The following is a 17,589-nucleotide window of genomic DNA, read 5'->3' as shown; positions in this document are numbered from 1 at the left end:
CCTATTTTCCGAGCCGCTCACGGGTAATGTCTGCATATTCGCCATTGCTGCCTGCCAGCTCCAGATACGTTTGATAGTACTTGCGCGCTCCGACGCTGTCGTAGATCTTTCGGAGCGACTCGGCATAGCGGAAATAAAAACTGTTCGGTAGTGGCAGTTCGAGCGCTTCAAGTGCGGCGTAGTTTTTGACTGCAGTATGATGATCGTCGCTGATCAGTGCGCTGCGCAGCGAGGTCATATAGATTCTCTGTTGTTCTCGTTTGGACTTCCACTGGATAGCGTCTAGTTCCAGCGCCGCTACCCAGTTTTCGTCATATGGTGCCTTCAGAGTCAACTGACTGCCATTGTTTTGCCTGCGAGTGATCAATAGTTCAACTGCTTGGGGGCGCAAGGGTAGAGATTCCAACGGGGCGCGGAAAGGAATTTTGAATGCGCTTGTCCCGCTACGTGCAATCGTAGACAAGGATACTTCCTCAGTACGTGCTATCTCGCTGCCGAACTCATCCTTCGCTACCCAAGTATAGCTATACTCGCCTGGAGTTTTAGGGGCGACCCAATCCCTTGTTTCGTCTGACAGTTCTCGAATGTTTCGCTTTTCGTGACGGTATTCCCAGTCGCTAGTACTCCCGTAGCAAACGTCGGGCATATGCCTATCTAAAAAACAAATCCAGAAGATTAGAGGGTTTAGACCAATATAGAGCTTACCGGGGTAATGGGTTCGCTCTTTGACTTTGACGTAGTCGTACTCAACGATATAAAAATCTTCACTCTCTCCAAGGATGGTCTCGATGAAAGAGGCTTCGCTAGGTCGGCCTGAAATAGTTGGTTTTCCCTCAATGCGAAAGTAGACAGACTGTTTGTCGCTCAAGACGCGCTCACTGCGAACGTCGATATGTTCTGTTTGAGACTCATGCCTTGGATAGCTTGAACAGCCAGATACGACGAGTATGAGTAAACTAGCGATAGCTAACCGAGTGGTCTGTGTAAGTGCGCAGACGATTCTGCTGAGAGTCGTTTTGGTTGCGCTTGTTGTCAGGTTAGTCATGAATTTTATTCCCAAGTGCACAGTACTTGTTTTAGATAGCTTCCGTATTCGCCAGTGATAGGGGAGATTCTGTCGCTCCGATAATGCTGCCATCGCTTGTCGTTCGACGGAAGTTCGGAGATATTGAGTTCGCGTTGTATCTTATACTCATGTACCGGAATAAAGGTTTTAAGGCCCATCTTTTGGCACATCGATACAATGGCTCCAAAGTCGCTATCTTCAAATTTGTCCGAAAATAGGTAGCCGCGCTCCATTAATTTTATCTGGCTGTAAGGTCCAAGGGGCATAAATGCAACGACGCCGTTACGTTCAATCTCACAATAGCCACCGTCGTCTCCACTAATATTGTTAGGGCACTTACCAAACCAACGGCCAAAGCGTCTTGCATGTCTTGATTGAGCCGACACGTCGGTATAGGTTGGAGGTACGTGCCATTTTCCGGATTTTGCTATAATCCCATACAGAGGTTGCGGCCGAGTGCCACTCCATCCGTTTTGTTGCCCACGGTTCGACGCGCGGATTGTGTAGGGATATCGGTACCGATAGTCCTTGGTAATAGCAAAAGGTTGCCTTGCTATCGCTAGGCCATCAATGAAGGGATAAGCCTCCAGAAAGCGAGGTGGTATCTGCCAGTGTCCTGTTCGATCAATGTAGCCCCAGTAACAGTAAGGTGTATCACTAAAGCTGTACTGTTTGTGTCGACAGGGATATTCCAATGCTGCTGCTAGGCCTTCGCTGAAAGGTCGCACCCGTGTAAATCGCGGCTGAATAGCCCAGTTACCAGCTGCATCTTTAAAGCCCACGAGGTTGTTGCTTCCCCGGGAAGGCCGGAGTTCTTCTTTGCTGCAATCCTGGTGTCCTCGCCTCTGCGTTTGAATAAATGTAAAAAGATTATTATACGCCTTGCTGTCGGAAGGAATCTTTCCGCAATCGCGGGATGCAATGCGTTTTTCATAGTTATCCCTAGACCTTGTCATTGCGTCGGCAACTCTCTGCCGCTGAGTGCTTTTCCCTGAGTGTTCACGCTTTGTAGTCTTTAACGATTTTGCTTGATCAACCTGCTTGAAAAGAGCATCGAAGTCATCAGGGGCTGATTCTTGATTTTTGCTCACCGATTGCTCTTGCTCTTGTATGCTTGCTTCCCGATATTCGTTAAGCCAGCGGTATACGGCCCCTATATCCAAGCGCAAACCTTCGATTTTTACCGTGTCGCTGCCGTAAAGCTCATCGCGGAATAGGGCTTGGCCGCGTTTCAATATATTTTTCGCGTAGTCAGATGAGCGAGGTGTGGCCGATTTAAGAGCATAGCCTGTGGCCATCGAAAAAGTGTAGAACTGCTTATCCCAACCACGGCTCTCCGGGACATTAAATGAGGCTTTTTTTACCCCGGGCCCCCAGAACGACCCTGGGTCACACTTTATGTAATCAAAGCCTGTATTTTGCTTGCTGTCGAAGGGAAGCCAGAATTCACCACCCCATATACGTATGGCGTTCGCGACTTCAGTGGGTAGCTCTCGCATCGTAAATCGCTGCCCTTCAACATTGAGAGCGTTTAGCTCCCACCAACCGGTGCACATCTGTACGGGCTCCCCAAGCAGGGTCCAGACTTTTGTCGCCATGTGGAGATTAACGTCAGCAAAATCCTCGCCAAAGCCCTTGTCGCTGACAAAGACACGAAAACCTTCAATATTGAGTCTGCCGCCTATTTCATAAGGGGCTGCTGCAAGCGATAACGGAGTTATGACAATAAGGAGCGTCAGGATTAGGGAGTATAGGCTTTGTCGGTAAGACATTGCGGGTGTAGTCTCCTTTGTTGTCTTATATTACTCGAGATGACTGCGGTTGTTAGGGGAGGGGTGTGCAATCAACGGTGTGCATGCACCACGCTCGATTAGTTTTATCTTCAGTGGGATTTTCGCCCCTAAATTCGGAGTATAGCCTTGCTGGTATAAAGCAGATTTCGAGAGCTCGATCCGTTTTTGCAAAGCGTGCAGCTGGAGTGTGATGTGCTCTCCCTTTAGTCCAGTGATTGTGCCGTCGTCTTTGAATATTGCGTAAGAGCAGGGGCTACCGGCGCCACCATGAGAGAGAGTCGCGACGGATGTCACTATGAGTGTGATGATGCTACGAGAGAGCAACCTTTTAATCCGCTTTTTGGTGGGTGATATATTAAATCCTAGCAAAGGTGGTGATGTTGATAAACTCAGCTGAAAACACATGACTAATCTTACAGAAAGAGAGAAGCGCCGGGGATGACTGTGAAAACCTTGTTTCGTGCGGGCTGCTGTATCGGCCTTATGCTTGCCGCTCTGGTCGTGGGGCGCGTTCAAGCGTCCGGCAGTTTGGGCGCTTATCTGCGGCTCTCCGATATTGCTTATTATCCTGAAGTTAAACTTGAACAAATCGGTTCACGAGATCTTCACTACCTCGGCAGGCTTGGAGATTGGCATCTATTGATGCGGATAGTCAGCTCCGTTGCCAATGGTATGCCGTGGAGTGATGGCGAAATTATCAAGATGAAGGCGGGGGACCTATCAATTCAGAATGCGTGGCTCATTAAACAGGATGAGCGGTTTATTCATGCGAACGCCTGCCCTTTTCTGGAGTATAGTGCTGGGCAGTGGCTGGTGACTGGCGATGAGCGGCGTGGAAAGATTTGCGGAACGCAATAAAAGCAGGCGCAGCCGTCAGGTGGCCACGCGAAATTGCACAAAAAAGGGCTACACCTTTCGATGTAGCCCTTTTCTTTGTTTGGCTCCGCCTGCTGGGCTCGAACCAGCGACCCAATGATTAACAGTCATTTGCTCTACCAACTGAGCTAAGGCGGATTGGTGCTCTCCGTCAGGAGAGGTGGCGCATATTAAAGGCCTTTTTTTACATCGTCAACCGCTTGAAAGCCGTTTTTTCCAGATTTATGGCAATTGGCCAAGGCGGTGGCGGGGTAGTACCATATTTCTCTTTATGCTGTTGAAAATATGAGCAAATCTTTCACGGTTTCATCCAAGTTTGAGCCCGCCGGAGACCAGCCAAAAGCTATTGAGCAGCTGGTGGAGGGGATCAATGCGGGGCTGCATTCGCAGACCCTGCTGGGTGTCACCGGTTCAGGTAAAACCTTCACCATTGCCAATGTTATTGAGGCGATTCAGCGGCCGACCATTGTCATGGCGCCCAATAAGACCCTCGCGGCCCAGCTCTATGGCGAGTTTAAAGAGTTCTTCCCCAATAACTCGGTCGAGTATTTCGTCTCTTACTACGATTATTACCAGCCAGAGGCTTACGTTCCTTCGTCCGATACCTATATAGAGAAGGACGCGTCGGTTAACGATCATATTGAGCAAATGCGTCTTTCTGCCACCAAGGCACTGATGGAGCGCGAGGATGCGCTGATTGTGGCGACGGTGTCGGCCATTTATGGTCTGGGTGACCCCGAGCAATACTTCAAGATGGTATTGCACCTAGATCGGGGCGAGCAGATTGATCAGCGCAAGTTGCTACGCCGGCTCGCGGAGTTGCAGTACACCCGCAATGATGTGGCTTTTCAGCGGGCGACCTACCGTGTGCGGGGGGATGTAATAGATATTTTCCCGGCAGAATCTGAAAAAGACGCGGTGCGGGTTGAGTTGTTCGATGATGAGATTGAAAGCATTACGCTGTTTGATCCGCTGACGGGGGAGTCGCTAGGCAAGCTGCCTCGTTATACCGTTTTCCCGAAGAGTCACTATGTAACACCGCGCGATACGCTGCTGAAAGCGGTCGATCAGATTGAAGAAGAGCTAAAAGAGCGATTGGAAGTTCTGCGCAACAACGACAAGCTTCTGGAGGCCCAGCGTTTGGAGCAGCGCACCAAGTTCGATATGGAGATGATCCGCGAGCTGGGCTATTGCACTGGCATTGAGAACTACTCGCGCTATCTGTCCGGGCGGGAGCCGGGGGAGGCGCCGCCGACCTTGTTTGATTACCTGCCGCACAATGCGCTGGTTGTTGTCGACGAGTCTCACGTGGGGATTCCACAGATAGGAGCCATGTACAAGGGCGATCGCTCGCGAAAGGAAACGCTAGTGGACTACGGCTTTCGGCTGCCCTCGGCACTGGATAACCGGCCCCTGAGGTTTGAGGAGTGGGAGCGCTTGATCCCACAGGCCATATTTGTATCGGCAACACCTGGCCCCTATGAGGCTGAGCACGCAGCGCGGGTGGTGGAGCAGGTGGTGCGGCCCACGGGGCTGGTGGATCCTGAGGTGGAAATCCGACCCGCAGCGACGCAGGTGGATGATTTGATGTCTGAAATCAATCTGCGGGTTGCTGCAGAGGAGCGGGTGCTGGTCACCACGCTAACCAAGCGCATGGCAGAGGATTTGACCGAGTACCTTGGCGAGAATGGTATTCGGGTGCGCTACTTGCATTCAGATATTGATACCGTTGAGCGTGTCGAAATCATTCGCGATCTGCGTTTAGGTGAATTTGATGTGTTGGTGGGGATTAACCTGCTGAGAGAAGGTCTGGACATGCCTGAGGTGTCGCTGGTCGCGATACTGGATGCGGACAAGGAAGGTTTCCTGCGCTCTGAGCGGTCTTTGATTCAGACTATTGGTAGGGCGGCTCGAAATCTCAACGGTAAGGCGATTCTCTATGCCGATGTGATGACAGGCTCCATGGAGCGGGCCATAAGTGAGACTAATCGCCGTCGCGAGAAGCAGGTGGCCTTTAACAAAGAGCACAACATAACGCCTGCCGGTGTGAAAAAAGCCGTTGCGGATATACTGGAGGGGGCCTTCGCGCCCGGTAGCAAGCGCGGTCGCAAGGGCGGTGCTCGCAAGGCGGCGGAGCCCGGTGGGGATTATGCAGTTGATGTGAAGTCCATGAAACCGGCTGAACTCTCCAAAATGCTCAAGAATCTGGAGCAGCAAATGGCCGAGCACGCCAAGAATCTGGAGTTTGAAGAGGCTGCGCGGGTTCGGGATCGATTGGCGGATATTAAGCGCGATCTGTTTGTTGAATAAATAGAAGAAAGGGGAAGACCATAATGAAGAAAATTCCGTTGCTGATCCTGATGATGGCGACATTCACCGCAGTGGGGTGCAGTTCGAGCCGGACCTTGAGCGATGCAGAGGTGGAGCGCGAGCGGGCTCGGGCCAATGAAGTACACCGTGAAATGGACCGGGAGACCCGCTGAGGGCGCTGGAGAAAGCTGATTGAAAACAGGTGGTTGTTTAGTGTCAGCAGCGTGGCTATAATGCGCGTCCTCTGAAGGCGGGGTGGTTTTTCCGCTGATCAGATGCTGTACGACCGTAGCTCAGCTGGTTAGAGCACCACCTTGACATGGTGGGGGTCGGTGGTTCGAGTCCACTCGGTCGTACCAATATTCGCGAAAACGGCTCACCTTTGGGTGGGCCGTTTTTGTTTCTGCTCCGATTTACTAAAAATATATTATATTTACTGTTTATTCATACAATTCAAAGCGTTAAGCTCGGCATATGGCTTTTGGTAATATGCACACCCTTGGGTTAATTGTGATACAGTTAACGCATTGCTGTGTCTGCGGTTAAGCGGGCATTCAGGTCAAGAAGATCGGACAAGAACAATGAAAAAAGCGTGGTGGTGTGGGGCATACCTGACTCTGGCTTTCTGCTTTGCCGGGCCGGTACAGGCTGGGTTGTTTGATTCGTTACTCGGCGCGGCGAAAGACAAGGCTGAAGAAGAAAGCGGTTCCAAAGAAGAACGTGCTTTGAGTCTCTATCGCAAGGGCAAGAAAAATTACGAGTCCGGCGACTATCAGGCTGCGCGTGATTATCTTTCGCGTGCTCTGCAACTGTATTCCTCTGACGGCAAGATTCGCATTGTCAAAGATCAGCAGGTTGAGTGGGTGGAGACCCCGCGAGGCCTCGAACGTCGAATCGTTTCTGATTCTACGGCCTACGATTACTACCCCAATCGCTATATGGGCTACGTCAGCAATGAGTTGGCGCGTATAGAGCAAGAGCGCAAGGTTGCCTGGGAACAGCAGCAGGCAGATCAAAAGGCTCAGCAGGACCTCCAGGAAAAATTTGCCAATCCCCCTCAGCTGGTCATTCGCTATGACCTCGTAGACAGCAACCGTGACAATGTATTGTCGGCTAAGGAATCTGCCAAGGCGGTTGTGACGATTGAAAACGCAGGGCAGTCCATGGCCGAATCGGTAGAGCTGACGGTATTCAGCAGCTCCCAGCATGTGACGCTGGGGTGTTGTGATACCCGTCGGAAGCTTGCCATCGGGAATGTTTCACCCGGTCAGTCTATTGTGGAAACCCTCGAAGTTATTGCGACCGATAAGGTTGGTACCGGCTCTGAGCACTTGAGTGTGACCGCGACCGAAGCCGATGGCTTCGGCATCCCGGACGAACTCAAATTTGCTTTTGCTACGCAGGAATATATGCCTGCTGCGTTTGCCATTCACGATCAGCGTGTGGCTCATGTTAAGGGCAATATCTATGAGATTTCCTATACGGTTATAAATCAGGGTAAGGGCCCCGCGCTGGATGCGGTGACTCAGGTCCGCTCTGAAAATAGCAACGTCCATATTTTTGGGGATACGGAGAGCGCTATCGGTCGTTTGGCGGTCAATGCCAGTCAGCGCGTGACCTTTACCTTTGCCAAAACCAATCGCCTGAAAACCGGTGACCGCTTGCCAATTGCCTTGCGCGCGATTGATCGCGCGGATGAAAGTACTCAGCAGGAATTCGCTCATTCGATGGTACTGCCGGCCGGCAGTGCGCCGCAGCGTTACGCGGGCAACAGCTTTCAGGCCCCGGCTGCTGTAGCGGCTCCCTTGGCAGGTATTGCGATTGAGCCGGTAGATACCGATATTCCCACGGGGACAAAACAGATTCGCTTCGGTCGGGCCTTCGTGGTCGGCAATAGCCGATACAGCAATCTGGATGCCGTGGATTACGCGGAAAACGACGCCAATATTGTGGCTCAGTACGCCAAGAAAACGCTTGGCTTTCAAAAGACCAAGTTGTACCTGAATGAAGGCACCTTTGGTCTGCGTGATATTTTCGGAACCAAAGACAAGAAATTCAAAGACGGCGACCTGTACAAGATGGTCAAGCGGGATTCCGAGCTACAGCCGAATCCGCCGGTCTTTATTTACTACTCCGGCCACGGCGCGCCTGGACTGGAAGACGGTAAGGCTTACTTGGTGCCGGTTGATGCGCAGATGGAACGACTCGACCAGCAGGGCTATCCGCTCGAAGATCTGTACGCGGCTATTAAATCGCTGCCTACCAATAACGTAACGCTGGTGCTGGACTCCTGCTTTTCGGGTAATACGGACACCTCCGACGGTCAGCGCACCAAAGCACTGTATACCGGCGTTAGCCCGGCGGCTTTTAAAACCAATGAGCTGAATCCTGGCAACATCGACAATCTCACGCTGTTTACCAGTGCTTCGGCCAGCGAAGTCAGTTACTGGCATAAAGAAAGTCGTCATGGCCTGTTTACCTACAACTTCCTGCGCGCACTGCGTGGCAAGGCGGATAACTGGGTGAAAGGCAACAACGACGGCGTTGTGAGCGCGGAAGAGATTCAGAGTTTTGTCAGCTACGAAGTGGCCGAATATATTGATCAGACCGACAAAGGAAGTAATCAGACCCCCGGGCTCAGTGGCCAAAAATCCAAGCCTCTTGCTGTCTTGAAGTAAGGGCGGCGAGTGAAAAGGCTTTTTGGCGCACTTCTGTTTGCAAGCACGCTTCTAATTCAGTCCTGTGGCCTGCTGCCGGAGGGTTCAGAGGCGTCTGAGGTTTCGTCTGAAACACAGGCGGAGCAGCAATACCGTTCGTTCTGTATTGATAAAACACCTCGCGATACCGATCACTTTGTCGTTGGCGTGGGTGTCGGTGAATCGCTAAGCAAAGCACGCCAATTAGCCTTGTCCGAAATTGCACAGAAACTTTCCAGCCGGGTGTCTGTGACCACCAAAAGCACGACGCGCGCGATCGATGATTATGAGTCTCAGACCTTTGATCAGGATGTGTCGATCGAGTCCGATGTCGCTATCGATAACGCGGTTGAGTTGTGTCGCGATATTGATGATCCCCGCGGCAAAGTCTACGTTGTCTATCAGCTCGACAAACGGCCTCTGGTACAAAAGGTTTATTCCGATCTCGCTCGCCAGTGGCAGGGCAATCTTCCAAGAACCATTCAGTTTAAAGGGCCGTCCATTCTGGTGAATTCTCATTTCGTATCCGAATTGAGAGAAAAGCTGGAGCGCGACACCAGCACGCTAGAGAAAACGGTTGTGATTGATCTCAAGCGTCAGAACAATCGCTGGGTGCTTAGCGTGAACGATAGTGCCACGTACACTGTGGCAGATCGCAAATTCCTGTCGTTTATAGCGCCGGATTTTGCCGGCACCGTCAAAGCACTGGATATTGATATTGCCTCTGGTGAAGCGCCGCGGCCGCCAGCAGATTTTCGTTTTGCTCGCAGTGTCAGGCTGAGGCACGGCGACGATTTCAGCTTCCGAGTCGCGTCCCGCCGCAATGGTTACTTTTCGCTGTTTAATATTTATGAAGACGGGCGAATTGCCAATTTGTTGGAAAACCGTTTTGTTGATAATAACAGCGCATTTCAGTATCCCGATGGGGGCACCTTTACCTCACTCGTGCTGGAAGACGGCAAAACCACTTACGATGTATATATCGGTGTGCTGACTGAGAACCCGATTGTGCTGTCTGAGTTCGCCAAGCTGGAAAGCCAGGGCGGTTTTCTGGCGGGCGATGATTACTATCAGTTCGACCAGTTTCTTCGCTGGTTTGATTTTGTTGACCCGATAGGGGTGTCTACACTTGAGGCTCGGACCGATCCTTAAAGCTAGTTTGTCGATGTGCGGCCTGCTGGTGACATCGACACTTGCTGCGGAGCCCTGCTGGCTCTCGCAACCGGTCACGAACGAGTATCAAGGTTACATAGGCGTAGCCGAAAAGTTTGATGCGGCTGGCAGCCTTGCCATCGCGGCCAGCCGACGTTCCGCATTGCGACAACTGTTTGCAGTTGATGGCGCCACACTCCCTGAAAAATTCCAAAACGACGATGCGCTGCTTGAGTTTGCAGGTATTGATGTTGAAGGGCGTCATTTTGATTTCACGTCCGACTACGTCGGGCGGGGCGCAGTCTTCTCCTATTTGGTCACTGGCGACCATTCGGACGATACATGTGTGGCCTCAACGTGCAGTAGTCAGCGCTGCGAGCCTGAGTGGCTGTGCGGGCAGTCATCCGACGCTGAAAGCACCAATGTGCTTGGTGTAGGTGAATGGCGCATCTCCGACAAGCAGCAATGGCTGGATGCGGCTAAATCTGCCAGTGAAACGGCTGCGTACTGGGGCATTGCTGATGTCAGCTCGGAATATCGATTATTGCGTACGGCGGCGGCTCAGCAATATCTTAGCTTTATTGATCATACGATTTCTGTTGAAACTAACAATCGAGATTTGCCGCCACTCACCTTGATGGAAAGTTGCCGTGATGGGGCAACGTTATTTCAACGATGGCTCTACGAAGATCGTCAGAAATTTAAGCGCTACGCAAATTCCAATGCGCTGCGCGGAAAAGCTACCGTTTCTGCCTATACGGCCGCTGGCACACTGCAATCCGTTATTGATTTGGCAATTCACAGGGCTTATGCTGAATTGGCGCAGAACAAAGATGTTCGCGTCAAATCATTACAAAAAACAGTATCCGGGGAAAGCACCGGTCGAGGATACTCGATGGAAGCTGTTTCGCTATCCAGTCATCACCGCATTTCGGCAAGCCTTTCGAGATTGTCTATCACGCCGCGCGTGGACAAACCTTATATTGTAGAAGTTGAATTACTCGAGAACACTGCTCAATAAAACTCACTCAAGGAGAATATTATGAAAACAGCAGTTAAAGCAGCTTCCCTGGCAGCAAGTGTTTTGTTGGCAGCCTGCGCAGGTGCACCAGAACAGACCGCTCAGACAAGCAACGCGGCGCCTTACGATAATCGCCCGGATTGGGTAAAGCTGCCGATGGTTGAAGATGGTCTTGCGAGCACTCAGTGCGTTGCCAAGAAAGGTTCTTCCAGCATTATGCAGGCCAAAGCGACGGCATTAGCTCGTGCTGAAATTGCCCGTCAAATTGAAGTTAAAGCGACGGCGCTGGATAAAACCTATCAGCGTCTGACTGAAGCATCTGCCGGCGATTCCTTCGGTTCTTCCTTTGAAAGTGTCTCCAAAACTGTAGCTAACCAGAATCTCTCCGGTACTCGCGCGGTGAAAGCTGAATATGTCATGGGTATTGATGGTCAGCCGGAATATTGTGTCATGGTGACCATGAGCCCATCGCTGACGAAAGATCTATTTAATGATCTGATGAAAGAAGCTGATGCCAACCTGAGCGCGCAAAACGAAGCAATCCTCTACGAGGAATTTAAAGCTTTCAAAGCGCACAATGAGCTGGATGAGCTGACGGCTCAGTAAGGTGAAGCGAAGCGCAAAACTGCTGACAGCGCTGCTGGCGATTTTGCCAGCGGCGCCTGTCACGACAGCAGATATTTGGGGAGAGCTCGAGCGGGAAGCTGGGGAGCTAGATTCGGCTGCAGAGCGCAGTGTCGAGGCTTCCACAAAGAAACCTACTGAGTTCGAGCTTTACAAGAAGCGTCAACAGGAAGAATTTGCCGCCTACCGCAAGATTTTTGAAGAAGAATTAGATAACTACAAGAAGGCGATCAAAAAACGTTGGCCTGATCCGGAAGTCAGTTCTCAGAAAGTCTGGGTGTCTTACACGCAAGACTACGCCGTGAAGCGAGCGGTCGACTTCGAGAGTAATACGCTGACGATCTCCGCGCAGGGTGTACAGGCGAATCAGAAAGCCGCGGTTAAAAAGTTTGAGGACCAGATTCGTCAGGTACTGACCACGACGGTCTCGGGCGCGTTTGAAACTGATCAATTTGCCAGTGCTGTTGAAGCGCGTATCAAGCGTGAAGGTGTTAAGGCAAAAACCAGCAAGGTACCGAATAGCTCGATTTTTGGTTTGAGCTCTGCGGACAAAAAGAAAGCTGAATTGCTGGAGAAGCGGGTAAAAGAGCTCGCCAGCAAATTGGAATTAAAACGCTCTCAGGACGGTAAGGCTGTTACCGCCAGCGTAGATATTTCCAAGGTTCTGAAGAGTAAGAAAGCATCCAGACCAAATGCGGGTGCTGTAGCGATGCCTGCGCGTGCGGAAGCCTATGCTGATCGTATCGTGGCTGAATCTCAGCGTAGAGATCTGGAAACCAGCCTAGTATTGGCAGTGATCCAAACGGAGTCTGCCTTCAATCCGATGGCACGTTCTGGCGTTCCGGCGTACGGTTTGATGCAAATCGTTCCCAAAACGGCCGGCTTGGACGCAACGGAATATGTTTATGGGAAGCAGACTCTGCTGGCACCTTCAGCTCTATACAACCCTGATCAGAATATAGAGCTGGGCGCCGCCTATCTGTGGATTCTGAATAATCGCTATTTGAAAAAAATAGAAGACCCATTGAGTCGCTATTACTGTGTTATAGCGGCGTACAATACGGGGGCAGGGAATGTCGCCAAGGCATTCACGGGCAAAAGAAACGTTAATCAGGCGGCAAAGATCATCAACAAAATGTCACCAGAACAAGTCTACAATCATCTGATTAAAAACCTGCCTTACGAGGAAACACAGAATTACCTGAAAAAAGTCGTCCGCCGAGCGGAAGGCTATAAAAAAGCTTCACAAACCTAAGCTACAGCGATAACTGAGGAGAACGACAATGAAAAACAAAAAACTTCTTGCTGCCGGCCTGATGGCTGGTGCGACTTTGGGGGCGAGCAATAGCTTTGCTTTGGAGCAGTACTTTAATACGCCGGGTACTCGCGCGATGGGTATGGGCGGCGCGTTCGTTGCTAACGTTGGGGATAGTAGCTCGCTTTGGTACAACCCCGCTGGTTTAGCAAAAATTAAGGATTCTGGTGACGCGACTCTGGAGATTGGTGAGCTCGTAGAACGGATTGATACGAACGAGTTTCTAAATACTTGCTCAGGCGGCCCATGCGGTGATCTTTACGATTCCTCAAATACGCTGAAGTACTTCGCATTTGCAAAGAATCAGCAGGGTTTTGCATATTTCTCCCCATATCGATTCAAGAATTCGGCGTTTTACAACGTAAATGGGACGCAAAATGCGGCCGATGTTGAAACAGATTACCGAGAGTTGAAGTGGGGGATGGGCTTCGAACTAAGCGAGAATATTAATTTTGGTTTCACTCTTGATTGGCTCTTCCGGTTTGCTGATATCAAGAATATCAACACTGGCGAAGAGGACGAATTAGACGAGAACGAAATTGGCTTCTCGCTGGGCCTGCAAGGTAAAGCGCCTCTGGATGATGTGCTTCCGAAGGGACATAAGCTGACTTATGGACTGATTTACCGATCTGGAACTGATAGTGAAGTCGAAGACGATGTGACTTTTGACGCTGTAGAAGGCGTTCCGGGTCGTCCTCAAGCGCTGAACTATGGTATTGGCTATATGGCTCCCTTGCCAGCGATCATGGGCATGAATTCAGTTATCACATTCAATTATGAAATCGATAATCTTGAGTATGAGGACATCCTCAACGCGCTTACTGTGAATACTACGGGTAACGCTGAAGGAGACCTTGAGGAAGAGCGCACTGCTTTTGGTTTGGAATGGCAGATGTTCCCAGAGTTCATGGGTGCAGGCTCGCTGTTTGTTCGCTTTGGTATGAGCGATACAGATATTGATGTCAGCGGTAATCCGGAAACATCTATGGTTGATAGTATTGAAGCTAGCTCAATCGGTTTTGGTATTAAACACGGCAATCTCGTTTTCGATATTGCACAAGAAACCAGAGATGTGGAGTTTATTCCAACTTTGTCGAACGTGCCTGATCAAGAGTTTGATCTGACGGCAGTTTCAATCTCCTGGTTGTTCTAAAAAAAAGAAAAGGAGGCTTCGGCCTCCTTTTTTATTGCCTCAATCTAATGCTGTCGCCTTCTCGAATTTCCCCGCCTTTAATCACCTTCGCATAAACCCCCATATTCAAATGCCCAAACTGTCGCTTCAAACCCTGAAGCGTTTGATCGCGCGCTGCAGTTTCCGGGTTAACATTTATCGCCGTGCAGCGATCAGTAATTTTGTAAACGAGGAATTCCGTGCCGTTAATCGTCAGGGTTTTATTCAGCCACGTTTCTTCTTCCCAGGCGGGTAAATCATCCAAGTAGATATTGGCGCGAAAGCGTCGGTGGTCTACTGGATAGCCTAGCGCTTTCTCTAGTGCTTTTACGCTATTGAGGTTGATCAGGGAAATGCAGGGCGTTGAAAGGTCGGTATAGCTGATACCCGGTGCGCTTATTAGCCGAGCCTTGCCTTTGATCAGCCCTTGCATGAAATTGGTCAGATGCTCTTCGCACTCCGACTTTCCCGCCGAATTACTCAGTGCGAAGATAGAGGTGCTGCCGTTTGACGAAAGTGTCAATTCCGTGGTCAGCGGATCAAAGCCCGTTTTAAGCTGGGCCAGTCGCTCGTATTTCATTTGCACGACCAGCTGTTGTTTTTTGAGATGGCAGGGCTCGCTCGGATCGAAGGGCGTACTTTCGTCGGCAATGGCGAATTGCCTGTCGGCAGGAAAACCACGGTTTTCGGTTAATTGAACACGCTCAAGCGAAATGCCCTGCAGGCCTTTGACGGGGTAGTAGGTCAATTGGGCAATTTGCGCCATGTGATCCTCTTTGCCGGGCTTAAAAGCTGGCTTTTAGTACGATAAAGAAGTCCGCTTCCTGAGCTTCTATGTGATCTACGCTGATATTACTGTCTGCGGTGGGTGCTGCAGCGACGGCGGTAAGTTCAAGGTGATCACCGGCGCGTATTGATGCGCTCAGGCCGGCGTCCTGCAGTGTGCTGTATTGGCTGAGATCCACGTCTTCGCTGTTGCCGAGTTGTACATCTTCATAGCCTGCTGCGCCTGCTTCATAAAACACGCTGGCACTCAGTGTTACATCGTCATTGATGGACCATTTACGTTTCAGCGAGGCCTTTGCATGGTAGCCGCTGTCGCCGACCAGCACGCCGGGCAGGTAGGCATGCAGACGCGAGGTGCCCCCGAGTACCCACTGCTGTTGCTGAGGCAGTTGATCGTTGGTGAGTTGGGCCTGCGCGCTCAGTTCTGCTTCCCAATGTTCAGTAATGGGGTAGATGACGGAGAAACTCGGTTTCGCCGTGGTGAATTCTGCAGTGCGCTTTCCGATGGCGACACTGGGTGATTCCGGGGCGGTAGCAAACGTTCCGCTATCACTGCTGAGGCCGTGATCGATATGCAGGCTGATCCGCCAGTTAAGCGCTTTGCCGGCGACGGGTGTCAGCGCCTCATAGCGTGTTCCGATTTCCAGTGCGGTGTAGGACTCGTCTTGCGGTGTCAGGCTCCGGTTGGAAAGTTCGGAATCGATATATTCAAGACGCTGTTGCAGTGTCCAGCGGTGATCGGTATCCGCCGAGATTAGTTGTTGGGCATTGATTGCCACGGTTTGTATGGTGGCATCGAAAGATTCACTGCTGGCCGCTTGCCCCGGTGTGCTGCTCAAACACACGCCGCCAAACAGGGCGGCGGAGCAGCTGCCGGCAGTGGCGGGTGTGGTGATATTTCGGGTGTATTCTGAGTGGCTCGCTTCCAGTTCATAAATGCCCCAGCGCGAGGGGTGGCTGATGCTGAGGCGATTGCTGTTGTAATCTTCGCCTTCACCGGTTTCGCCCCATTCGGGAATAGCGCGCTGGTGACGTGCCTGCAACTGGGTGCCACGAGAAAAGGTGTAGCTCAATGCGGTATCCGCAAAGTATCGGCCAACAAAACGGTTGCCCTGATTGCCGAGTTGTAAGCTGCCCCGCCAGCGTTTTCGCTTGCTGCTGGCTTTTTCGTTGAGCTGAATATTCAAGGCCCCTGCATTTGCTGAAGAATAGGTTGTTGAGTAATCGCGTCCGGTTCGTCGGGAATACTGGTTGGCCAGAATCTGGCGACGCAAAAACTCATGGCGTTTCAGTGAAGGGGTATTTTCCAAGCCGCTGAAGAAATGGGTGATTGCGTCGTCGCCCTCGATCTCTCCGAGACGCTTTTGTATCGCCAGTACATGCACGATCCCATTCACCGGGCGGGCATAGAGATACTCGACCAGCCAATGACCTTTCTGGCGAGTCTGGTCGTTCATTAGCAGGATGGCTTCCGATGGAGTGCGGGCTTTATCGAATATCGCTTCGAGTTCGTCAAAGCTGAGATAGTGATCACCACTTACCTGTACGGAAAAGTCGCCCACAGTGCGAATATAGGCGCCGCGACTGCGTTGCTCGTCGATCACGCTGGAGGGGTTTTCCAGGCTGGGCGGTAAGCTCGGGGGAAGATCTATTGGCATGAGATAAGTGTATAGCTCGCTTTATTCTTCCAGGTTAATGACTTCCAGGGTGTAACCGGGGTCGCTGTAATCCTCGGCTTCGCCTTCGTCGTCGCGTGAGGCGGTGCCGGTTTCTTCTAGAAACTCCAGCACTTCGTCGTAGCTTTCCTCGGCGCTTTCAGCACGCTCTTTAGCCGCTTGTATTTGGGCCGCTTTTTCCTCACGAAGGCGAGCCTCCTGCGCGATTTTCTCCTGACGACGCTGCTCGCGCTCGCGCATGGCGGTACGTAAAGCGGCAAACGTTTCCGGGGCAGTGACGGTCAGCTCCATGCGGCGATTGATCTCGGCCACGCCGGGAAGTCGCTGTCCACTACTGGTGCGGTGAGGGACCAGAGGAAAGGCTTCGCCACGGCCGACGAATGCGAGTCGGTTTTCCGCTATGCCGTTGCTGATCAAATACTGGTAGACCGCTTTTGCCCGCGCTTCTGATAGAGCGAGGTTGGCTTCCTCGCTGCCGTTGTCATCAGTATGACCTTCGACAACAATGTGTGGCGCCTCGCTGGATTTGATCAAACTGATAATTGAACTCAGTGAGCTTTTGGCCGCCGTGTTCAACTGTGCGCTGCCGGAGGCAAAACGAACGCCGCTAAGAATAATGGGGTTGCCGGGTTGCAGGCCGCAGCCATTGTCCAGAACCGGTGCTGAGGCGGGGGAGCCTAGACAGGCATCGCGAGTGTCACAGACGCCATCTTTGTCGCTGTCGCGACACTCGCCGGTTTCGGCGTTCTCACGGCTTTCTTCAGACTCGAGCCCCGGTAGTTCAAACAGCGTCGTCTGGTCACACTGAAAACCCTCGCAGCCGTTATCGGCGCTGAGTCCGGAATTGGAGTCTCCAGTTTCGCTGCCGATCAGGTCGGTAATACCAAAAACATCAGCGCCCTGACCGGGATCACCGCTGCCGGGTGAAAGCAAATTTTCACCACTGCCGACCATATCGGTAACAGGCGGCTGTGCGAGGGATGGGGCGCAGCTGAAAAGCGTGATCAGCAGTACAGCCAGAGCGTTGTGGGCCCAGTTCTCCAATTCGGGTAACACCTGTCATATTCGAGCGGTTATTATGGGGTCAAGCATACCGCGTGAGG

General features: G+C 51.6%; 14 protein-coding genes and 2 tRNA genes. 10 read left to right on the top strand and 6 right to left on the bottom strand.

Annotation, left to right across the window (positions count from 1 at the left end; translation table 11 throughout):
• Nucleotide 1: 1 nt before the first annotated feature.
• Complete coding sequence (locus FHR99_RS04390; protein WP_183409318.1) at nt 2–868, bottom strand: hypothetical protein; 867 nt, start codon at nt 866–868, stop codon at nt 2–4.
• A 182-nt stretch (nt 869–1,050) separates the two neighbouring features.
• On the bottom strand, nt 1,051–2,838 hold the full coding sequence (locus FHR99_RS04385) for a WG repeat-containing protein (protein WP_183409317.1): 1,788 nt from the start codon (nt 2,836–2,838) through the stop codon (nt 1,051–1,053).
• A gap of 465 nt (nt 2,839–3,303) precedes the next feature.
• On the opposite strand from FHR99_RS04385, the gene FHR99_RS04380 reads away from it, so the two are divergent.
• Nucleotides 3,304–3,717 (top strand): hypothetical protein, encoded by a 414-nt coding sequence (locus FHR99_RS04380; protein WP_183409316.1) that lies wholly within the window; start codon nt 3,304–3,306, stop codon nt 3,715–3,717.
• Nucleotides 3,718–3,797: 80 nt separating this feature from the next.
• On the opposite strand, the gene FHR99_RS04375 is transcribed toward FHR99_RS04380, so the two are convergent.
• Nucleotides 3,798–3,873, bottom strand: a tRNA-Asn gene (locus tag FHR99_RS04375).
• 147 nt (nt 3,874–4,020) lie between these two features.
• Here FHR99_RS04375 and uvrB point away from each other — a divergent pair.
• From uvrB to FHR99_RS04330, 9 genes are all read left to right on the top strand, one after another.
• Nucleotides 4,021–6,045 carry an excinuclease ABC subunit UvrB gene (uvrB, locus tag FHR99_RS04370; RefSeq protein ID WP_183409315.1) on the top strand — a complete coding sequence of 675 codons (2,025 nt, stop codon included), beginning with the start codon at nt 4,021–4,023 and terminating at the stop codon, nt 6,043–6,045.
• A gap of 23 nt (nt 6,046–6,068) precedes the next feature.
• Nucleotides 6,069–6,218, top strand: coding sequence for a hypothetical protein (locus tag FHR99_RS04365; protein WP_183409314.1), 150 nt, complete (start codon nt 6,069–6,071; stop codon nt 6,216–6,218).
• Nucleotides 6,219–6,327: 109 nt separating this feature from the next.
• Nucleotides 6,328–6,404 (top strand) — tRNA-Val (locus FHR99_RS04360).
• A 222-nt stretch (nt 6,405–6,626) separates the two neighbouring features.
• Entirely contained in the window at nt 6,627–8,723 is a 2,097-nt protein-coding gene (locus FHR99_RS04355) for a caspase family protein (protein ID WP_183409313.1), read from the top strand.
• A 9-nt stretch (nt 8,724–8,732) separates the two neighbouring features.
• Entirely contained in the window at nt 8,733–9,893 is a 1,161-nt protein-coding gene (locus FHR99_RS04350; RefSeq protein ID WP_183409312.1) for an LPP20 family lipoprotein, read from the top strand.
• A 13-nt stretch (nt 9,894–9,906) separates the two neighbouring features.
• A complete protein-coding gene (locus FHR99_RS04345; RefSeq protein WP_183409311.1) occupies nt 9,907–10,914 on the top strand; it encodes a hypothetical protein in 1,008 nt (335 codons plus the stop codon).
• Nucleotides 10,915–10,935: 21 nt separating this feature from the next.
• Nucleotides 10,936–11,520 (top strand): hypothetical protein, encoded by a 585-nt coding sequence (locus FHR99_RS04340; protein WP_183409310.1) that lies wholly within the window; start codon nt 10,936–10,938, stop codon nt 11,518–11,520.
• 1 nt (nt 11,521) lies between these two features.
• Complete coding sequence (locus FHR99_RS16560; protein ID WP_183409309.1) at nt 11,522–12,793, top strand: murein transglycosylase domain-containing protein; 1,272 nt, start codon at nt 11,522–11,524, stop codon at nt 12,791–12,793.
• Between the two features lie 28 nt (nt 12,794–12,821).
• Entirely contained in the window at nt 12,822–14,006 is a 1,185-nt protein-coding gene (locus tag FHR99_RS04330) for a hypothetical protein (RefSeq protein ID WP_183409308.1), read from the top strand.
• A 31-nt stretch (nt 14,007–14,037) separates the two neighbouring features.
• Here the strand turns inward: FHR99_RS04330 and FHR99_RS04325 are convergent, their stop codons facing one another.
• Genes FHR99_RS04325 through FHR99_RS04315 form a run of 3 tightly spaced genes read right to left on the bottom strand, consistent with a single transcriptional unit; the run spans nt 14,038 to nt 17,530 of the window.
• A complete protein-coding gene (locus FHR99_RS04325; protein ID WP_183409307.1) occupies nt 14,038–14,790 on the bottom strand; it encodes an MOSC domain-containing protein in 753 nt (250 codons plus the stop codon).
• Between the two features lie 19 nt (nt 14,791–14,809).
• Nucleotides 14,810–16,468 carry a ShlB/FhaC/HecB family hemolysin secretion/activation protein gene (locus tag FHR99_RS04320; RefSeq protein WP_183409306.1) on the bottom strand — a complete coding sequence of 553 codons (1,659 nt, stop codon included), beginning with the start codon at nt 16,466–16,468 and terminating at the stop codon, nt 14,810–14,812.
• Nucleotides 16,469–16,489: 21 nt separating this feature from the next.
• Nucleotides 16,490–17,530, bottom strand: a complete 1,041-nt coding sequence (locus FHR99_RS04315) for an OmpA family protein (RefSeq protein WP_183409305.1) — start codon at nt 17,528–17,530, stop codon at nt 16,490–16,492.
• Nucleotides 17,531–17,589 lie beyond the last annotated feature (59 nt).

The organism is Litorivivens lipolytica, from assembly GCF_014191715.1.
In the GTDB taxonomy this organism is placed as follows: Bacteria; Pseudomonadota; Gammaproteobacteria; order Pseudomonadales; family Spongiibacteraceae; genus Litorivivens; species Litorivivens lipolytica.
The sequence above is the reverse complement of the archived record's forward strand: the minus strand, read 5'-3'. Positions and strand labels throughout refer to the sequence as shown.

What these genes read in the sequence shown, in the direction of transcription:
- FHR99_RS04385 (WP_183409317.1), bottom strand. Translation starts at nt 2,838, where the DNA reads ATGTCTTACCGACAAAGCCTATACTCCCTAATCCTGACGCTCCTTATT.
- uvrB (WP_183409315.1), top strand. Translation starts at nt 4,021, where the DNA reads ATGAGCAAATCTTTCACGGTTTCATCCAAGTTTGAGCCCGCCGGAGAC.
- FHR99_RS04365 (WP_183409314.1), top strand. Translation starts at nt 6,069, where the DNA reads ATGAAGAAAATTCCGTTGCTGATCCTGATGATGGCGACATTCACCGCA.
- FHR99_RS04355 (WP_183409313.1), top strand. Translation starts at nt 6,627, where the DNA reads ATGAAAAAAGCGTGGTGGTGTGGGGCATACCTGACTCTGGCTTTCTGC.
- FHR99_RS04345 (WP_183409311.1), top strand. Translation starts at nt 9,907, where the DNA reads ATGTGCGGCCTGCTGGTGACATCGACACTTGCTGCGGAGCCCTGCTGG.
- FHR99_RS04340 (WP_183409310.1), top strand. Translation starts at nt 10,936, where the DNA reads ATGAAAACAGCAGTTAAAGCAGCTTCCCTGGCAGCAAGTGTTTTGTTG.
- FHR99_RS04330 (WP_183409308.1), top strand. Translation starts at nt 12,822, where the DNA reads ATGAAAAACAAAAAACTTCTTGCTGCCGGCCTGATGGCTGGTGCGACT.
- FHR99_RS04325 (WP_183409307.1), bottom strand. Translation starts at nt 14,790, where the DNA reads ATGGCGCAAATTGCCCAATTGACCTACTACCCCGTCAAAGGCCTGCAG.
- FHR99_RS04320 (WP_183409306.1), bottom strand. Translation starts at nt 16,468, where the DNA reads ATGCCAATAGATCTTCCCCCGAGCTTACCGCCCAGCCTGGAAAACCCC.